Origin of the sequence: Actinophytocola sp. (assembly GCF_035942955.1) — a bacterium.
GTDB lineage: Bacteria > Actinomycetota > Actinomycetes > Mycobacteriales > Pseudonocardiaceae > DASYTH01.
Window position 1 is genome coordinate 89,956 of record NZ_DASZCQ010000217.1, and the last position, 15,910, is coordinate 105,865.

The following is a 15,910-nucleotide window of genomic DNA, read 5'->3' on the forward strand; positions in this document are numbered from 1 at the left end:
AGGGACCGCATGTCGGAGACCGTTCTGCTGGCCATTGGCACCAGGAAGGGCCTGTGGCTGGCCACCAGCAAGGAGGGGCGCGGGAGCTGGGACGTGACCGGCCCGCACCACCCGATGACCGACGTGTACGCCGTCGGCATCGACACCCGCCGGTCGGCGCCCCGCCTGCTCGCCGGCGTCAACAGCGAGCACTTCGGGCCGAGCGTGGCCACCAGCGACGACCTCGGCGCGACCTGGCAGGAGCCCGACCACGCCCCGATCGCCTTCCCTGAGGACACCGGCGAGGCGCTGGCCAGGGCCTGGCAGCTCGCGCCGGGCCCGGCGAGCGAGCCGGACGTGGTCTACGCCGGGGTCGAGCCCTCGGCGCTGTTCCGGTCCACCGACGGCGGCCGCACCTACGAGCTGGTCCGCGGCCTGTGGGACCACCCGCACCGGGAGCACTGGACGCCGGGCGGCGGCGGCAAGGCGATCCACACGGTGGTCCCGCACCCGACGTCGCCGAGCCGGATCACCGTGGCCATGTCGACCGGCGGCGTCTACCGGACCGACGACGGCGGCGCCTCGTGGCAGGCGAGCAACACCGGCATCAGGGCCGTCCACGTGCCCGACCCGTACCCCGAGTACGGCCAGTGCGTGCACAAGATCGCCGCGCACCCGGATGCTCCGGAGCGGTTCTTCGCCCAGGTGCACCACGGCGTCTATCGCAGCGACGACGGCGCGGCCAGCTGGCAGTCCATCGCCGAGGGCCTGCCGAGCGACTTCGGCTTCCCCATGGTCGTGCATCCCCACCGCCCCGACGTGATCTACAACTTCCCCCTCGTCGCCGACGCCCACCGGTTCCCACCCGACGGCAAGTGCCGCGTCTACCGCAGCGAGGACGCCGGCAAATCCTGGGACGCCCTGGGCTCCGGCCTCCCCGACAACTACTGGGCCGCCGTCATGCGCGACGCCATGTGCGCCGACGACGCCGACCCCGCCGGGATCTACTTCGGCTCCCGCACCGGCGACGTCTACGCCAGCCGCGACGAAGGCGAATCCTGGAACCTCGTCGCCTCCCACCTCCCCGACGTGTTGTCCGTCCGCGCCGCAAGGGTGTAGCCCCATGCGCGTCACCGTCCTGCTTCCCGGCGTCCTCCGCGACAAAGCCGGCGGCGAGTCCCAACTGCACGTCGACGTCCCCGAACCCGCCACCCTTGGCTCGCTCCTCGACGTCCTCGCCAAGGACTACCCCGCACTGGAACGCCGCCTCCGCGACGAAAGCTCCGGCCTCCGCCGCTACGTCAACTTCTACGTCGACGGCGAGGAATGCCGCTACTCCGGCGGCCCCGCCACCACCCTGCGCCCCGACACCGAGGTCCAGATCATCCCCTCGGTAGCCGGCGGCTGACAACACGCCCACTCCCGCTCCGGGGCGCCGGCTGTCCGGTCGGAGTGCCGGCCCGCCCGGGGTGCCGGCTGCCCGGCCGCGCAGCTCGGCGCTCGTTCCTCGCGCCGGCTGCGCCGCCGCTCAGCCGGCACGATCCGCAGGGCGCGGCCCGCTCCGCAGTTCGAGCTTGGAGGTGGTGCTGCCCACCAACCGAATGACCTTCTGTATCAGCACCGATCTGCAAGCCGCACGGAATCCGCTCGCTGACGCCGACCACTGCGGCCAGCAGCTTTCTTCTTCAGTCATTCTTGGTCGGGCTCTGCTGGTAGAAGGTCATCACCGCCCCGTCTGGGTGCCGTTGGCAAGCTGTCGTGGTGCCGTGTTGCCCTCGGCGGATAGTGTCGATTCACCCAACGCTCTGCGTCGTTTCGCAACGATTGCAGGCCGCCGCGCGGCTGGCTGAACGTCTCGGCTAAGACGGCAATTGGCTGTGAACAGCCTTTGGCCCACCAACATCGCCATTCATGAGTTGGCGGTACAGGTCGTCATCGGTGATTCACGGACGGCCCTACAGCTCGGTGAGAATATTGACACCGACGCCTACCACTTATGTTCGCCTGAGACTCTCAAGAGGCGGCGTCAGCACACTGAACTCTCCGCGTGCCCAGGAGATCAGGAAAGTTCGCACCTCATCGGAGAATGTCGGGTCCAGCATATCCCACTCGAGGTCCAAGTTCATGTCGCCTTGAGTACGCACGGTGATCAACCTGCGCAACAGTTGCGCCGTGCGAGGTAGCGGGCCAGAGGAGAACAAATGCGTACGTGTTTCCAGATAGGGCAAGGAAAGCAAAACCATTGGAGCGAGCGGCGCATCGCGCCTAGTAAGGTCAGCAATCAGTTTATCGTAAAACTCGTTGAGGCGTGGCCTTATCTGGCTAAAGTGACTCCACCAGCGCTCGTCCGAGATCCAGGGCCGCCCGGCGGCCACCAGCGCATTGCACAATTTTGTGACGTCGAGGGATGTGCCACCGATAGCCATGCCCGAGCTGAGTAGCTGATCGGCGAGCGAGGGAAGGGGCTTGGTCAGGAAAGCATTTCCGAGGTATAGCGGCCATGGCCCGAACTTCGTGACGATGCGATCGGCTTCTTCCCCTGTAACAATGCATCCCCAGGGGCTGCTTTCTCTCCACGTGTGAATGACTGAGGCATGCCGATCGCGAAAATCTTGGCGAGCCTGTTCCCACTCTTGTAGAGTCCGGTCGTCCGCGTCGATGGAATCTCCGAATAGGCGGAGGCTGACGAATAGAGCGGTCTCGCTCCCGGACTCGACCACGCGGTCCAGAATTGCTACTAAGAATCGACGTACCGCGGGTAGATTCCCTGGTGAGCAGTTGCCTATCAAGATCCGTAACGCGCTATCCGAGGTTTGGACCTCGGCGAATATTTCGCCGTGAGCGCGATAGTGGAACCGATCTCTAATATCGCCTTCAAGCGAAGCGTTCAGTGCGGCGGTCACGACTTCAGCGATCACGTCCTGGCTGGGATGCAGGTAGCCAAGAGTGCGCGCAGAGAACTGGTTAAGTCGTGAACGTTCATGGATATCATCGGGTGTCTCCGCGAGCACCAGGCGCAAGAATGCGTCCACGCCACCGTCGACATTGCGGTCCAGAAGTTGCAGCGCAATTTGAGCGACAACCTCCCATTGGCCGGCCAGCACCTTGGGGCGCAACGCGTCCCATAGTTGATGTGCCGTGGGACGGGCGCGCACGAGGTGCTCAGCTGCGAAGTACTCCAGGAAAGTCCGGTGGGTGAAGCCGTAGCGCGGCTCGATGTCGGTCGCCCCCACATCGGTCAAGATCCAGGCGCGTCCGGTGCAGAAGTCGACGAATTGTTCAGCGGTCGCGATAGCTTCGTCCTCGTCAAATCGCTTTGCCACCAGGTGATCGGTCAGGATCTGCACGATTCGATGACGGAGCTGAGCTTTGCCAGACTCCTCGGCGTTGAACAACTGCCATGCCAAGTACTGCACCGCCCCGCGCAACCGGCCCTGGAACTGCAGAGGCAACGTAATACCGCGCATGGAATCCCAGCGGTCGAACAGCATCACGGCGCATCGCTCGTAGACCTGCGCGAGGTTCAAGGGAATGTAATGCTCACTGGAATACATGGCGCAAAGCAGGGCCAGCAGCAGCGGGTTCGCCCGCAACTCCGCAATGTTCTTGCTCTCGGTCAAGAACGAGCTCGCCATCCGGGTACGTTCGCCCTCCGGCGTACTATCGTCGAGTGCGAACCATCGTATGGCATACTTGCTCACCTGGTCTTCGCCGAGTTCGGCGACCACGCCGGTGGTGAAGAGCTGGCGGTCCAGTGGCACATCCCAATAACCGATCCGCCGCGCCGTGACGAGTACCGGGACGAGTGGATAGCGGCTCACGAAGCCATGTACCAGCTGGACGAACTTGCGCCGCAACTCAGGCTCCATCAATTCGTCCAAGCCGTCCAGCAGCACCAGGGCGCGTCCGTTTCGCAGCAGGTAGTCGACGGCTTTCGGCGGTGGCTCAAGATTGTACGGGTCGCCACAGACATGTTCCAGATACTGCGCCAATCCTTTGCCCCCTGCGCGGAACGAACCAGCGAAGTTGCGCAGCACCAGCAGGAACGGCACTCTGCCCTCGGCGCCGGGAACGAGGTCGGACGCGACGTCGTGGGCAAGTTTCGCCGCGAGAGTGGACTTTCCCGCGCCAGGGTCGCCCAGAATGACCGATCGCTGACCAGGCAACGCCAGCTCTTCCAGGTTAGGTGTCCGAAAATCCCCGTATTCCGCACGCAGCACGGGCTCGACATAAAGTTGGCCATAAGGCACGGAACGGCTGACGCCCAGGTGTGGCAAACGCATGTGCCCATGGATGGTGGCGACTTGAGCGCGAAGCTGCCGGGCGAAATCATGGAACTCCGCCAGGTTGGCTACTTCGCGCAGCAATCGCGAGTTGGCGGCCGCGGCAGCGGTCAGGTGGGCCGCACTAGCGCATACCTCCGGTTTCAGCTGAGACCCCAACGGCACCTCGAACGTGGTGAGCAACGCGCTGAGCAGCACGTCGGAGCCAGTGACCAGCAGTTCGCGGCGTAGCCCTGCCGAATGGCGCAACCCGTGGCGCATCTGCTCCCGGATGTCGACTGTCAGGCCCTCCCATGACACGTCCCCGAGCAGACGACCAAGCACGAATTGGAGCACAATTTCCTCGAAGTCGGGCGAGCTAAGATAATCGTTGAGCCCACGAACTTCCGCCTCGTCCAACTCCGCAAGGAATCCCTGAGCCACCTGGCCGGGCACCAAGGTTCTCGCATTCCAGCGAAGACGCCTGCTCGCGCGGCGGGTCTTCATCGTACCGAAGAGCTTCTGCCCCACCCGCTCGATCGCCCGCGACACGGGCCCTTCCAGTCCAGACATCACATGCAATATCAGACCACGGTCTCGGCCTCGACGAAACCACGTCATCGATCGGCATATATGCCGGTGTTGGCATTCGAACCCGCATCCGCCGCACGCGTGCGGCCGTGACCCCGCGGTCGGGACTGCGGCAGGACCCATTGCGCTCTCTTCGGCAATACACCGAATCAACCCGCTCGAGCGCCAGCCAGGCTGCCGTTTTGATCTCTGCCGTTGCGGCGACCCAGTCAGCCCACGGCCGGAGTCCAGATATCCCCGCAGCACGCGGTCAGCACTTCACCTGCCCGTCGGTGCACCATGGGGACCCATGAGGTGGCTGCGCCGGCGGCGATCAGGTCAAGGGGTGAGCCCGGGAGATCCCCGGGAACTGGCTGAGCGGTTCTGGTCGGGTTGGCGCGAGTTGCTGCCGGAGGTGGCGGCGGCGCTGGGGGATCGGGAGCCCAACCGGGTGGAGAACCAGCTGTGTGAGCTGGTGGCGGCGGTGCATCCGAGGCTGCACTTCACGATCGACCGGGGGCAGCGGGCGGTCTACGCGCTGGTGGTGAGTGGGCAGGAGGATCCGGAGTTGCGGCCGTACACCGACGCGTGGAAGGCGGCGGCGCCGGCGGACGATGGGCTCTGGGAGTACCACGACTCGGTGCCGGCGGTGCCGGATCCGACGAAGGTGACGGTGAACCTGGGAGTGCACCGGATCGCGTTGGCCGACGTCAGGGTGGTCGCGCAGGTGGACGACGCTGCCGGTGTGGTCGACGTGGCGGTGCACCATCCGGCGATGGCCGAGCTGGAGCCGGCGGCGCGGGCGGCGATGACGTTTCTGCCGCTCGATGCCACCCTCGGTGAGCGCCTCGCCGGGGAACGGCTGCGGAGAGTGGAGACCGCGGTGGCCGAGCCGAGTGGCACGATCGGGCTGCTCGAGCTCCGCGATCTTGTGCGCGAACTGGCTAGTCTGCACCCGTGACCAGTGTTGATGAGCAGGGCGGGGCCGAGGGCGTTGAGGACGTCCCGACCGACGTCCGCGAGCGCCACGCCACCCTGGCCGAGGAGATCCACGGCCACCGTTTCCGCTACTTCGTGCTCGACCGCCCGACGATCTCGGACGCCGAGTTCGACAAGCTGTGGCACGAGCTGCTGAGACTGGAGAAGGAGCATCCGGCGCTCGTCACCCCGGACTCGCCGAGCCAGCAGGTCGGTGGCACCTTCTCCACCGACTTTGCCACGTTCGACCATCTCGAGCGCATGCTCAGCCTGGACAACACGTTCGACGAGGAGGAGCTCGCCGCGTGGTTCGACAGGGTCGAGCGGGCCGGCGGGGATGGCGCCAAGTATCTCTGCGAGCTGAAGATCGACGGGCTCGCGATCAACCTCCTGTACCGCAACGGCCGCCTGGTTCGGGGCCTGACCAGGGGAGACGGGCGCACCGGTGAGGACGTCACGCTCAACGTGCGCACCCTGCGCGCCGTACCCGAGCAGCTCACCGGCACCGACGAGTTCCCGGTGCCCGAGCTGGTCGAGGTGCGCGGTGAGGTGTTCTTCCTGGTGGCGGACTTCCTCGAGCTCAACGCCAAGCTCGTCGAGGCGGGCAAGGAACCGTTCGCCAACCCGCGCAACACGGCCGCCGGATCCCTGCGCCAGAAGGACCCGAAGGTCACCGCGAGCCGCAACCTCCAGCTGATCTGTCACGGTCTCGGCAAGCGTGCGGGGTTCGAGCCGGTCGCGCAGTCCGACGCGTACCGGGCGCTCGCTGCCTGGGGGCTGCCGGTGTCCAAGCACACCAAGGTGCTGTCCACCCGCGACGAGGTGTTCGAGCACATCCGGCACTGGGGTGAGCGCCGGCACGACCTCGACCACGAGATCGACGGCATCGTCGTGAAGGTGGACGAGGTGGCCCTGCAGCGCAGGCTCGGCACCACGTCGCGCGCGCCGCGCTGGGCGATCGCCTACAAGTACCCGCCGGAGGAGGCCACGACCACGCTGCTGGACATCAAGGTCAACGTGGGGCGCACCGGCCGGATCACCCCGTTCGCCGTGATGGAGCCGGTCAAGGTGGCCGGCTCGACGGTCGAGCGGGCGACCCTGCACAACGCCAGCGAGGTCAAGCGCAAGGGCGTGCTGATCGGCGACCGGGTCGTGATCCGCAAGGCCGGCGACGTGATCCCCGAGGTGCTCGGCCCGGTGATCGACGCGCGCCCGGACGACGCGCGCGAGTTCGTCATGCCGACGCACTGCCCGTCCTGCGGCACCGAGCTCGGCTACGAGAAGGAGGGCGACGCCGACCTGCGCTGCCCCAACGGCAGGTCCTGCCCGGCGCAGCTGCTCGAGCGGCTGTTCCACCTTGCCGGCCGGGGCGCGTTCGACATCGAGGTGCTCGGCTACGAGGGCGCCTACGCCCTGCTCAAGTCCGGGGTGATCCACAACGAGGCCGACCTCTTCGACCTCGACGAGGACAAACTGTCCCAAGTGGAGCTGTTCCGGGTGAAGGCGGGCGGGCTCTCGGCGAACGGGCGCCGGCTGCTGGCCAACCTGGACGCGGCCAAGAATCGTCCACTGTGGAAAGTCCTGGTCGCACTGTCGATCCGGCACGTGGGACCGACCGCGGCGCAGGCGCTGGCCCGCGAGTTCGGCTCGCTGGACCGGATCGCGTCGGCGAGCGAGCAGGAGCTGTCCGACACCGAGGGCGTCGGGCCGCGGATCGCCGCGTCGATCAGGGAGTGGTTCGAGGTCGACTGGCACCGCGAGGTCGTCGAGAAGTGGCGGCGCGCCGGGGTGCGGATGGTCGAGGAGCGCGACGAGTCCATCCCGCGCCACCTCGAGGGCCTGTCCGTCGTGGTCACCGGCAGCCTGAGCGGGTTCTCCCGGGACGAGGCCAAGGAGGCGATCATGGCCAGGGGCGGCAAGGCGTCCGGCTCGGTGTCCAAGAACACGGCGTTCGTGGTGGCCGGTGACTCGCCGGGATCCAAGTACGACAAGGCCGTGCAGCTCAAGGTGCCGATCCTGGACGAGGACGGCTTCCGCGTGCTGCTCGACTCCGGCCCGGACGCGGCCCGCGAGGTGGCGACGGTAGGGGAGGAAACCGTTGAGTGACCTGACGATCCGGCTGGCCAGGCCGGCGGAGCTGGACGCGGTCGGCGCGCTGACCCTGCGCGCGTACCAGGCGGACGGCTACTTCGCCAACGGCGTCAAGACCGACTACGCCGCCGAGCTGTCCGACGCCCGCACCCGCGCCGACGAGGGGGAGCTGCTGGTCGCGGTGGACGCCGAGGACCGGCTGCTCGGCACCGTGACGATGGCCCGGCCGGGCACCCGGTACGCCGAGGTGTCCCGCGCCGGCGAGCTGGAGTTCCGCATGCTCGCCGTCGACCCGGACGCCCGCCGGCGCGGGGTCGGCCTCGCGCTGGTGCAGGCCGTGCTCGACCGCGCCCGCGAGCTCGGGTTGCCCAGGGTCGTGCTGTCCAGCCACGAGAAGATGACCCCGGTGCACGGGCTGTACCAGCGCCTGGGCTTCAGCCGGCTGCCGGAGCGGGACTGGAGCCCGGTGCCCGGCGTCCGGCTGATCGCCTTCGAGCTGGACCTCTAACCGGCGTGTTGGCGCGTGGCGTCGCCGTGTTGGCACCTGGCGCGTGAGCGGCAAACACAGCGACGTGAGCGGCAAACACGCCGCTAGTCGGCGAGCACGACCGCGACGATCCCGGCCAGGTGGGCGAGCCGCGCGACCTCGGCCGCGCGGAACATCGGGCCGCCGGGGCGGCCGACCAGCAGCACCCGGTCCGGCTTGCCGAGCGGGGTCGCGGCCAGCTCGGTGCCCAGCTCCCGCCAGGTCTCCGGCACCCAGGCCTCCTCGCCGTCCAGCACGGTGGCCCTGGCCAGCGGCATCCAGGGCAGCTGCAGGGTCTGGATCTCCGGGGCCGCGGTGCTCGCCGCCAGCCGGCGCGCGCCCCCGGCGTCCGACGCCACGACGAGCGCCCACCCGGCCCGGATGATCTTGGGTACGCCCTCGGTGAAGGTGGCCATGCCGTCGTCCGGCTGGGCGGCGACCTCCTCCACCAACTCCAGCTCCCGGTGGGTGTCCAGGACGCCGGCGTAGGGTCGGACCGCGTCCACCTCGACTCCGGAGACCGACTCGGCGGCCGTGATCAGCACGTCCGGCAGCCGCCCCTTGGGCAGCTCCACCACGAGGTCGTCGATCGCCACCCCGGATCCGCGCTCGACCACGTCCACGCTGAGGATGTCGGCCCCGATCGCGCCGAGGGCGGTGGCCACCGCCCCCAGGGTGCCCGGGACGTCCGGGAGCTGGACCCGGATCAGGAAGGACAAGGCGAACGCCTCCCACAGCTGCGTAGTCTTCCGCGCGACTTCCCGCAAGCCGCGCGTGCCGGCCGACGATTCTCGCAGACCAGACTGTCCCCACGTCCGAGTGTTCCGGTTGGCGGGAACGGCTCCGGTCTACACCCCTACCTCCCGGCCTAACAACCCATTCGGGCCGACCGGGGGACCGGAAATAGACTCGCCCCTACGTCCCATGTCAACCCGCCACCGTGAACACCCAGGGGGTTCGCCGCAGTGCCCACCATCTCGCGCGACGAGGTCGCGCACCTCGCCCGGCTGGCCAGGTTGGCCGTCACCGACGCCGAGCTGGACACCTTCGCAGGTCAGCTGGACGTGATCCTGGAGTCGGTGGCCAGTGTGACCGAGGTCGCAGCCGACGACATCCCGCCGACCTCGCACGCCGTGCCGCTGACCAACGTCTTCCGGGACGACCTGCCGCGACCGGTGCTCACCCCCCGGCAGGCCCTGGCCGGTGCGCCGGCCGAGGAGGACGGCCGGTTCCGGGTGCCGCGGATCCTGGGGGAACAGGCATGAGCAGCGAGCTGATTCGCCGCACCGCCGCCGAGCTGGCCGCGATGATCCAGGCCCGGGAGGTCTCCGCGGTGGAGGTGACCCAGGCCCACCTGGACCGGATCGCCGCCGTCGACCACGTCGTACACGCCTTCCTGCACGTCGACGCCGAGCGGGCGCTGGCCGCGGCGCGGGTGGTCGACGAGGAGGTGGCCGCCGGGCAGGGGCCGGCGTCCCCGCTGGCCGGCGTGCCGCTGGCGCTCAAGGACGTGCTCACCATGCGGGGCGCGCCGACCACATGCGGCTCGAAGATCCTCGAAAGCTGGCTGCCGCCGTACGACGCCACCGTCACCACCCGGCTGCTGCAGGCCGGCATCGTCATCCTCGGCAAGACCAACATGGACGAGTTCGCGATGGGCTCGTCCACGGAGAACTCGGCGTTCGGCCCGACCCGCAACCCCTGGAGCACCGACCGGATCCCCGGCGGCTCGGGCGGCGGCTCGGCGGCGTCGCTGGCGGCCTTCGAGGCGCCCCTGGCGATCGGCACCGACACCGGCGGCTCGATCCGCCAGCCCGCCGCGGTCACCGGAACCGTCGGGGTGAAGCCGACCTACGGCGGTGTGTCGCGCTACGGCCTCGTCGCGTTCTCCTCGTCGCTCGACCAGGCCGGTCCGTGCGCGCGGACCGTGCTGGACGCGGCGCTGCTGCACGAGGTGATCGCCGGGCACGACCCGCTGGACTCCACCTCGATCGACGCGCCGGTGCCGCCGGTGGTCGCCGCCGCAAGGGAGGGCGCGTCCGGGGATCTGAGCGGGGTGCGGATCGGCGTGGTGGAGGAGTTCTCCGGCGAGTGGTACCAGGCCGGCGTGCTCGCCTCGTTCCATGCGGCCGTGGAGCGGCTGCGCGAGCTGGGCGCGGAGATCGTCGAGGTGTCCTGCCCGCACTTCACCTACGGGCTGTCCGCGTACTACCTGATCGCCCCGAGCGAGGCGTCGTCCAACCTGGCCCGGTTCGACGGGATGCGGTACGGGCTGCGCACCGGAAACGGCGGCACCGCCGAGGAGGTCATGTCGCTGACCAGGGAGGCCGGCTTCGGCCCCGAGGTCAAGCGCCGCATCATGATCGGCACCTACGCGCTGTCGGCCGGCTACTACGACGCCTACTACGGCCAGGCGCAGAAGGTGCGCACGCTGATCAGCCGGGACTTCGCCGCCGCGTTCGAGAAGGTCGACGTGCTGGTGTCGCCGACGACCCCGACCACCGCGTTCCCGATCGGCGAGCGGGTGGACGAGCCGCTGGCCATGTACCGGGCCGACCTGTGCACGATCCCGGCCAACCTGGCCGGCAGCCCGGCCATCAGCGTCCCGTGTGGACTGTCCGATGAGGACGGACTGCCGGTCGGCCTGCAGGTGATGGCCCCGACGCTGCAGGAGCACCGGATGTACCGGGTGGCCGCCGCGTACGAGGCCGCCCGGGGTGAGCCGCTGACCAACCGAGTCCCCGAGCTGGAGATGATGGCGCGATGAGGAAGATGAAGGGCGCGTTCGGCGTCGTCGGGTCGGTCACCGGGGCTGTCAGCGCCGTCACCAGCCTGAAGCGGGCCAGGGCGGACCGGGACAAGCTGCTGCTGGCCAACGCGATCGCCAGCATCGCGGTCGCCGTGACCGGCGCGCTGCTCGCCGTCCGGTCGCTGAAAAAGGGTGGGGACGACGCATGAGCCCGGTGCTGATGGACTACGACGAGGTGGTCGAGCGCTTCGACCCGGTGCTCGGGCTCGAGGTGCACGTCGAGCTGTCCACGCACACCAAGATGTTCTGCGGCTGCCCGACGGCGTTCGGGGCCGAGCCCAACACCCAGGTCTGCCCGACCTGCCTCGGCCTGCCGGGATCGCTGCCGGTGGTCAACCGCGCCGCGGTGGAGTCGGCCATCCGCATCGGCCTCGCGCTCAACTGCGAGATCGTCGAGTGGTGCCGGTTCGCCAGGAAGAACTACTTCTACCCGGACATGCCGAAGAACTTCCAGATCTCGCAGTACGACGAGCCGATCGCGGTCGACGGCCGGCTCGACCTTGAGCTGGCCGACGGCGAGATCGTCCGGGTCGGCATCGAGCGCGCACACATGGAGGAGGACACCGGCAAGTCGCTGCACGTCGGCGGCGCGACCGGGCGGATCCACGGCGCGGACTACGCGCTGCTCGACTACAACCGCGCCGGCGTCCCGCTGATCGAGATCGTCACCAAGCCGATCACCGGCACCGGCGCCAGGGCGCCCGAGGTGGCCAGGGCCTACGTCGCGGCCCTGCGCGACCTGCTGCGCGCGCTTGGCGTCTCCGACGTGCGGATGGACCAGGGCTCGCTGCGCTGCGACGCCAACGTGTCGCTGATGCCGCGGGGCGCCGCCGAGTTCGGCATCCGCACCGAGACCAAGAACCTCAACTCGCTGCGCAGCGTCGAGCGCGCCGTCCGCTACGAGATGACCCGCCAGGCCGCCGTGCTCGCCGCAGGCGGCTCGGTGACCCAGGAGACCCGGCACTTCGACGAGGCCACCGGCACCACATCGGCCGGCCGCCGCAAGGAGACCTCCGAGGACTACCGGTACTTCCCCGAGCCGGACCTGGTCCCCGTGGCCCCCGCCCGCGAATGGGTCGACCAGCTGCGCACCACCCTGCCGGAGCTGCCCTGGCAGCGCCGCAAGCGCATCCAGGCCGAGTGGCGGCTGTCCGACCTCGAGCTGCGCGACCTGGTCAACGCCGGCGCCGTCGACCTCGTCGCGGCCACCGTCGACGCCGGCGCGCCCCCGGCCGAGGCCCGCTCCTGGTGGGTGTCCTACCTCGCCCAGCAGGCCAACGAGCGCGGCGTGGACCTGGCCGAGCTGCCGATCACCCCCGCCCAGGTGGCCGCGGTGATCGCCCTGGTCGCCGACGGCTCGCTGACCAACAAGCTCGCCCGCTCCGTCGTCGACGGCGTGCTGGCCGGCGAGGGTGAGCCCGCCGAGGTCGTCGACAAGCGCGGCCTGGCGGTGGTGTCCGACGACGCCGCCCTGTACGCCGCGGTCGACGAGGCCCTCTCCGCCCAACCCGACGTCGCCGAGAAGATCCGCGGCGGCAAGGTGGCCGCGGCCGGCGCCATCGTCGGCGCGGTCATGAAGGCCACCCGAGGTCAGGCCGACGCCAAGCGGGTCCGCGAGCTGGTGCTGGAGCGCTGCTCCTAACCCCGCGTGTTTGCCGCTCACGTCGGCGTGTTTGCCGCTGACGTCGGCGTGTTTGCCGCGCACGACGCCAACACGCCGACGCCAGGCGCCAACACGCCGGGCATTTAGTCGATGCTGCCGCCGGAGCCGCCGGTCGGGATGATCAGCACCGCGCGGTCGTCGCTGGAGATCGGGGTGCCGCCGGTGTCCTTGTTGACCGTGCCGGCGATGCCGAGGCGGTCGTTGACGAGGTCGGCGCCGGCCAGCCGGCCGAAGCCTTCCTTGTCGGACAGGCTGACCTGCGGCTTCCCGCTGAACCGGCCGTCCGGGGTGAGCGGGAGGATCTGCAGGTTGGCGGCGACCGTGGTGACCACGGCGATGGCGTCGGCGCTGGACAGGCAGCCGGCGACGCCGGGGCGGTCGGGCCAGGTCCAGGCGGGCTCGCCGAGCGGCTTGCCCAGGTCAAGGCGGTAGAGCACGTCCCTGCGCGGCTCGCGGTCGGTGACCCACATCCGGGCGCCGTCCATCGAGCTGCACACCCCGCCCGGGGCGTGCACGCCGTTGGCGACGATCGGCGTGCCCCGGTTGGGGTTGTCCTCGGCCGGCTTGCCCGCCGCGGTCACCCGGAGCACCTTGCCGGCCAGCGAGTTGGCGTCGGTGGCCAGGGCCGGGTTGCCGGCGTCGCCGGTGGCCACCAGCAGGGCCCCCCGGTGGTCGAGGGCCAGCGCGCCCTTGTTGCCGCTCGGGCCGCGCGGGATGCCGGTGAGGACGGGCTTGGGCGTGTCCCCCTCGGCGAGCCGGACCAGCCGGTTGTCGGTCTCGGTGGTGATGTAGGCGAACAGCAGCCGGTCCTCGGCGTAGTTCGGGGACAGCGCGAGGCCGGTCAGGCCCCCGTCGGTGCCGGCCTCCACCGGGAGCGTGGCCACCACGACGGGCTGCTCGTTGCGGCGGACCCGCATGATCCGCCCGGTCTTGCGCTCGCCGACCAGGGCGATCGGGTCGGTGCCGTCGCCGGGGAACGCGGCGACCGCGTACACCGGGTCGAGGCAGGTGCCCAGCACCAGCGGGTTGTAGTCCGTGCAGCCGTCCGGCGGCGGGATCGAGGCCGGCGGCGGAGCCTCATTGCCACCCTCCGGGTTACCCTCCCCGGGAATCTGCGGGTCCGGCCCGGCCTGCGGGGTCAGCGGCTGCTGCGGCTGCCAAGCCTCCGGCGGCGGCTGCTCGGTGAACGAGGCGCACGCCGACAGCAACATGCCGCCGGCCAGGCAGGCCGCGAGCAGAGTCCGTCGCCCCGACATACAACCCAGGCTAGGTACGCGTCCGTGAGCCTCGGGTAAGCCATAGTGTGGGTCGTATGGCGATCACCGTGCTGGTGCCGGACGACTTCGGCATGGCCGCGCTCTCCGGGATCGACGGGGTCGAGCTGGTCCGGTTCGATCTCGACCGGCCCCTGCCGCCGGAGGCGGAGCGGGCCGAGGTGCTGATCCCGGGCGTGTTCGCACAGGCCCGGACCATCGACCTGATCCACCGGCTGCCGAACCTGCGGCTGCTGCAGCTGCTGTCGGCCGGCGCGGAGCTGTGGATCGGCCGGCTTCCCGACGGTGTCATGGTGTCCACCTCCCGGGGCGCGCACGGCGGCAGCACCGCGGAGTGGGTGATCGGGGCGCTGCTGGCGATCTACCGGGAGCTGTTCGAGTTCGAGCGCCACCGGCAGGCGCGGCACTGGGCCCAGCATGTCACGGACACCTTGCAGGGTAAGCGAATCCTGGTGGTCGGTGCGGGCGATCTCGGCCGGCAGCTCAAGCGCAGGCTGGACGCGTTCGACGCGCACGCCACGATGGTCGGCTACCGGGCCCGCGACGGCGTGCACGGGCGGGAGGAGCTGCCGGACCTGATCGGCGGCCACGACGCCGTGGTCGTGATGGTTCCGGTCACCGCGGAGACGACGGGCATGGTGGACGGGGCCTTCCTTGCCCGGATGCGTGACGGAGCCGTGCTGGTCAACGCCGCGCGCGGGGTTGTCGTGGACACCGACGCGCTGCTGGCCGAGCTCACCTCCGGCCGGCTGCGGGCGGCGCTCGACGTCACCGATCCCGAGCCGCTGCCCCCCGACCATCCATTGTGGACAGCTCCCGGCCTGCTGCTCACCCCGCACGTCGCCGGCGCGGCCGCCGGTCACCGGGAGCGCTCGTACGCCATCGCCGCGGCCGAGATCGCCCGGTTCGCGGCGGGCACGGAGCCGGAGAACCTGGTCCGCGGGGACTACTGAGTGTCCGCCCGCCGCGCATCGCCCGGGCCCATCGCCTAACCTCCCCTGCGTGAGCAATGAAGGCGATCGTCCGAGGCACGCGGGCGACTACGCAGACAGCGGCAGGTACACGCAGGGCGCGGAGGGCTACTCGAACTCAGGTTATGGCGCGGCACCGACCCGCTCCGACACCTCCTCCGGCTACTTCGACGAGGGAGGGTTCTCCAACCAGGAGACCACCGTTCTCCCCGAACCGTCGGCCTACGACTCGCTGACCGAGGAGGGCGAGGAGCGGCGCAGAGCCGGCTGGCACGCCGGCGCGGACTTCGGCCTGCTGGTGCTGCGCCTGGTCCTCGGGGCGTTCTTCATCGCGCACGCCGGGCAGAAGCTCTTCGGCTGGTTCCAGGGCGGCGGCATCGGCGGCACCGCCGAGTTCGTCGGCGGCCTCGGCTTCACCAACACCACCCTGATCGCGTGGGTGGCCGGGGTGGCCGAGCTGGCCGGCGGCGCCTTCGTCCTGCTCGGCCTGTTCACCCCGGCGGGCGCGGCGATCATCCTCACGCTGACCGGCAGCGCGATCTGGGTGAAGTTCAACGGCAACGAGTTCCTCGGCAACGTGGAGCTGGAGGCGATCTACGCCGCGGCCGCGTTCGCGCTGCTGTTCGCCGGGCCCGGCCGGGTGTCGCTGGACCGGCCGACCCCGTGGTACCGGCACCCCTCGGCCTTCGGCGTGGTCGCCCTGCTGCTGGCGGCGGCCGCGTCGGTGACCTTCCTCGTGGTCTACCACTAGCCGGGTGTCGTGAGTCTTTTCTGGGGTGATAGCACC

The 15,910-nt window shown here is 69.7% G+C and carries 15 protein-coding genes; 12 read left to right on the forward strand and 3 right to left on the reverse strand.

All coding sequences use genetic code 11. The features are described 5' to 3' along the window. The first annotated feature begins 9 nt into the window (after positions 1–9). From VGX25_RS22330 to VGX25_RS22340, 3 genes are all read left to right on the forward strand, one after another. Positions 10–1,098 (forward strand): exo-alpha-sialidase, encoded by a 1,089-nt coding sequence (locus VGX25_RS22330; RefSeq protein ID WP_326919813.1) that lies wholly within the window; start codon positions 10–12, stop codon positions 1,096–1,098. Between the two features lie 4 nt (positions 1,099–1,102). Next, the gene (locus VGX25_RS22335; protein WP_326919814.1) at positions 1,103–1,387 is read left to right on the forward strand and encodes a MoaD/ThiS family protein; all 285 of its coding nucleotides are present in this window, start codon (positions 1,103–1,105) and stop codon (positions 1,385–1,387) included. Between the two features lie 166 nt (positions 1,388–1,553). Then, positions 1,554–1,829, forward strand: a complete 276-nt coding sequence (locus VGX25_RS22340) for a hypothetical protein (RefSeq protein WP_326919815.1) — start codon at positions 1,554–1,556, stop codon at positions 1,827–1,829. Positions 1,830–1,973: 144 nt separating this feature from the next. Here the strand turns inward: VGX25_RS22340 and VGX25_RS22345 are convergent, their stop codons facing one another. After that, on the reverse strand, positions 1,974–4,814 hold the full coding sequence (locus VGX25_RS22345; RefSeq protein WP_326919816.1) for an NACHT domain-containing protein: 2,841 nt from the start codon (positions 4,812–4,814) through the stop codon (positions 1,974–1,976). Between the two features lie 307 nt (positions 4,815–5,121). On the opposite strand from VGX25_RS22345, the gene VGX25_RS22350 reads away from it, so the two are divergent. From VGX25_RS22350 to VGX25_RS22360, 3 genes are read left to right on the forward strand one after another with little or no spacing between them, the layout of a single operon-like run. Beyond that, positions 5,122–5,772, forward strand: a complete 651-nt coding sequence (locus VGX25_RS22350) for a hypothetical protein (protein ID WP_326919817.1) — start codon at positions 5,122–5,124, stop codon at positions 5,770–5,772. Beyond that, positions 5,769–7,895 (forward strand): NAD-dependent DNA ligase LigA, encoded by a 2,127-nt coding sequence (gene ligA, locus VGX25_RS22355; protein ID WP_326919818.1) that lies wholly within the window; start codon positions 5,769–5,771, stop codon positions 7,893–7,895. The genes VGX25_RS22350 and ligA overlap by 4 nt, the downstream gene beginning before the upstream one ends. Beyond that, positions 7,888–8,388, forward strand: coding sequence for a GNAT family N-acetyltransferase (locus tag VGX25_RS22360; RefSeq protein ID WP_326919819.1), 501 nt, complete (start codon positions 7,888–7,890; stop codon positions 8,386–8,388). Before ligA ends, VGX25_RS22360 begins: the two co-directional genes overlap by 8 nt. Before the next feature lie 83 nt (positions 8,389–8,471). On the opposite strand, the gene VGX25_RS22365 is transcribed toward VGX25_RS22360, so the two are convergent. Beyond that, entirely contained in the window at positions 8,472–9,125 is a 654-nt protein-coding gene (locus VGX25_RS22365; protein ID WP_326919820.1) for an amino acid-binding protein, read from the reverse strand. 246 nt (positions 9,126–9,371) lie between these two features. Between VGX25_RS22365 and gatC the strand changes: the two genes are divergently transcribed. The 4 genes from gatC to gatB are packed head-to-tail and all read left to right on the forward strand — an operon-like array spanning position 9,372 to position 12,857. Continuing rightward, on the forward strand, positions 9,372–9,671 hold the full coding sequence (gene gatC / locus VGX25_RS22370; RefSeq protein WP_326919821.1) for an Asp-tRNA(Asn)/Glu-tRNA(Gln) amidotransferase subunit GatC: 300 nt from the start codon (positions 9,372–9,374) through the stop codon (positions 9,669–9,671). Then, a complete protein-coding gene (gene gatA, locus VGX25_RS22375; RefSeq protein WP_326919822.1) occupies positions 9,668–11,173 on the forward strand; it encodes an Asp-tRNA(Asn)/Glu-tRNA(Gln) amidotransferase subunit GatA in 1,506 nt (501 codons plus the stop codon). Before gatC ends, gatA begins: the two co-directional genes overlap by 4 nt. Then, the gene (locus VGX25_RS22380; protein ID WP_326919823.1) at positions 11,170–11,364 is read left to right on the forward strand and encodes a hypothetical protein; all 195 of its coding nucleotides are present in this window, start codon (positions 11,170–11,172) and stop codon (positions 11,362–11,364) included. Before gatA ends, VGX25_RS22380 begins: the two co-directional genes overlap by 4 nt. Continuing rightward, the gene (gene gatB, locus VGX25_RS22385; RefSeq protein ID WP_326919824.1) at positions 11,361–12,857 is read left to right on the forward strand and encodes an Asp-tRNA(Asn)/Glu-tRNA(Gln) amidotransferase subunit GatB; all 1,497 of its coding nucleotides are present in this window, start codon (positions 11,361–11,363) and stop codon (positions 12,855–12,857) included. The genes VGX25_RS22380 and gatB overlap by 4 nt, the downstream gene beginning before the upstream one ends. A gap of 104 nt (positions 12,858–12,961) precedes the next feature. Here the strand turns inward: gatB and VGX25_RS22390 are convergent, their stop codons facing one another. After that, positions 12,962–14,134: a PQQ-dependent sugar dehydrogenase gene (locus VGX25_RS22390; RefSeq protein WP_326919825.1), complete on the reverse strand. Its 1,173-nt coding sequence runs from the start codon at positions 14,132–14,134 to the stop codon at positions 12,962–12,964. Between the two features lie 56 nt (positions 14,135–14,190). On the opposite strand from VGX25_RS22390, the gene VGX25_RS22395 reads away from it, so the two are divergent. Both VGX25_RS22395 and VGX25_RS22400 read left to right on the forward strand, forming a co-directional pair. Further along, a complete protein-coding gene (locus tag VGX25_RS22395; protein ID WP_326919826.1) occupies positions 14,191–15,105 on the forward strand; it encodes an NAD(P)-dependent oxidoreductase in 915 nt (304 codons plus the stop codon). Positions 15,106–15,154: 49 nt separating this feature from the next. After that, the gene (locus VGX25_RS22400; protein WP_326919827.1) at positions 15,155–15,874 is read left to right on the forward strand and encodes a DoxX family protein; all 720 of its coding nucleotides are present in this window, start codon (positions 15,155–15,157) and stop codon (positions 15,872–15,874) included. The last annotated feature ends 36 nt before the right edge of the window (positions 15,875–15,910 follow it).

Coding starts and splice junctions, on each gene's coding strand:
- VGX25_RS22330 (WP_326919813.1), top strand. CDS start 10: ATGTCGGAGACCGTTCTGCTGGCCATTGGCACCAGGAAGGGCCTGTGG.
- VGX25_RS22335 (WP_326919814.1), top strand. CDS start 1,103: ATGCGCGTCACCGTCCTGCTTCCCGGCGTCCTCCGCGACAAAGCCGGC.
- VGX25_RS22345 (WP_326919816.1), bottom strand. CDS start 4,814: ATGTCTGGACTGGAAGGGCCCGTGTCGCGGGCGATCGAGCGGGTGGGG.
- VGX25_RS22350 (WP_326919817.1), top strand. CDS start 5,122: ATGAGGTGGCTGCGCCGGCGGCGATCAGGTCAAGGGGTGAGCCCGGGA.
- gatA (WP_326919822.1), top strand. CDS start 9,668: ATGAGCAGCGAGCTGATTCGCCGCACCGCCGCCGAGCTGGCCGCGATG.
- VGX25_RS22380 (WP_326919823.1), top strand. CDS start 11,170: ATGAGGAAGATGAAGGGCGCGTTCGGCGTCGTCGGGTCGGTCACCGGG.
- gatB (WP_326919824.1), top strand. CDS start 11,361: ATGAGCCCGGTGCTGATGGACTACGACGAGGTGGTCGAGCGCTTCGAC.
- VGX25_RS22390 (WP_326919825.1), bottom strand. CDS start 14,134: ATGTCGGGGCGACGGACTCTGCTCGCGGCCTGCCTGGCCGGCGGCATG.
- VGX25_RS22395 (WP_326919826.1), top strand. CDS start 14,191: ATGGCGATCACCGTGCTGGTGCCGGACGACTTCGGCATGGCCGCGCTC.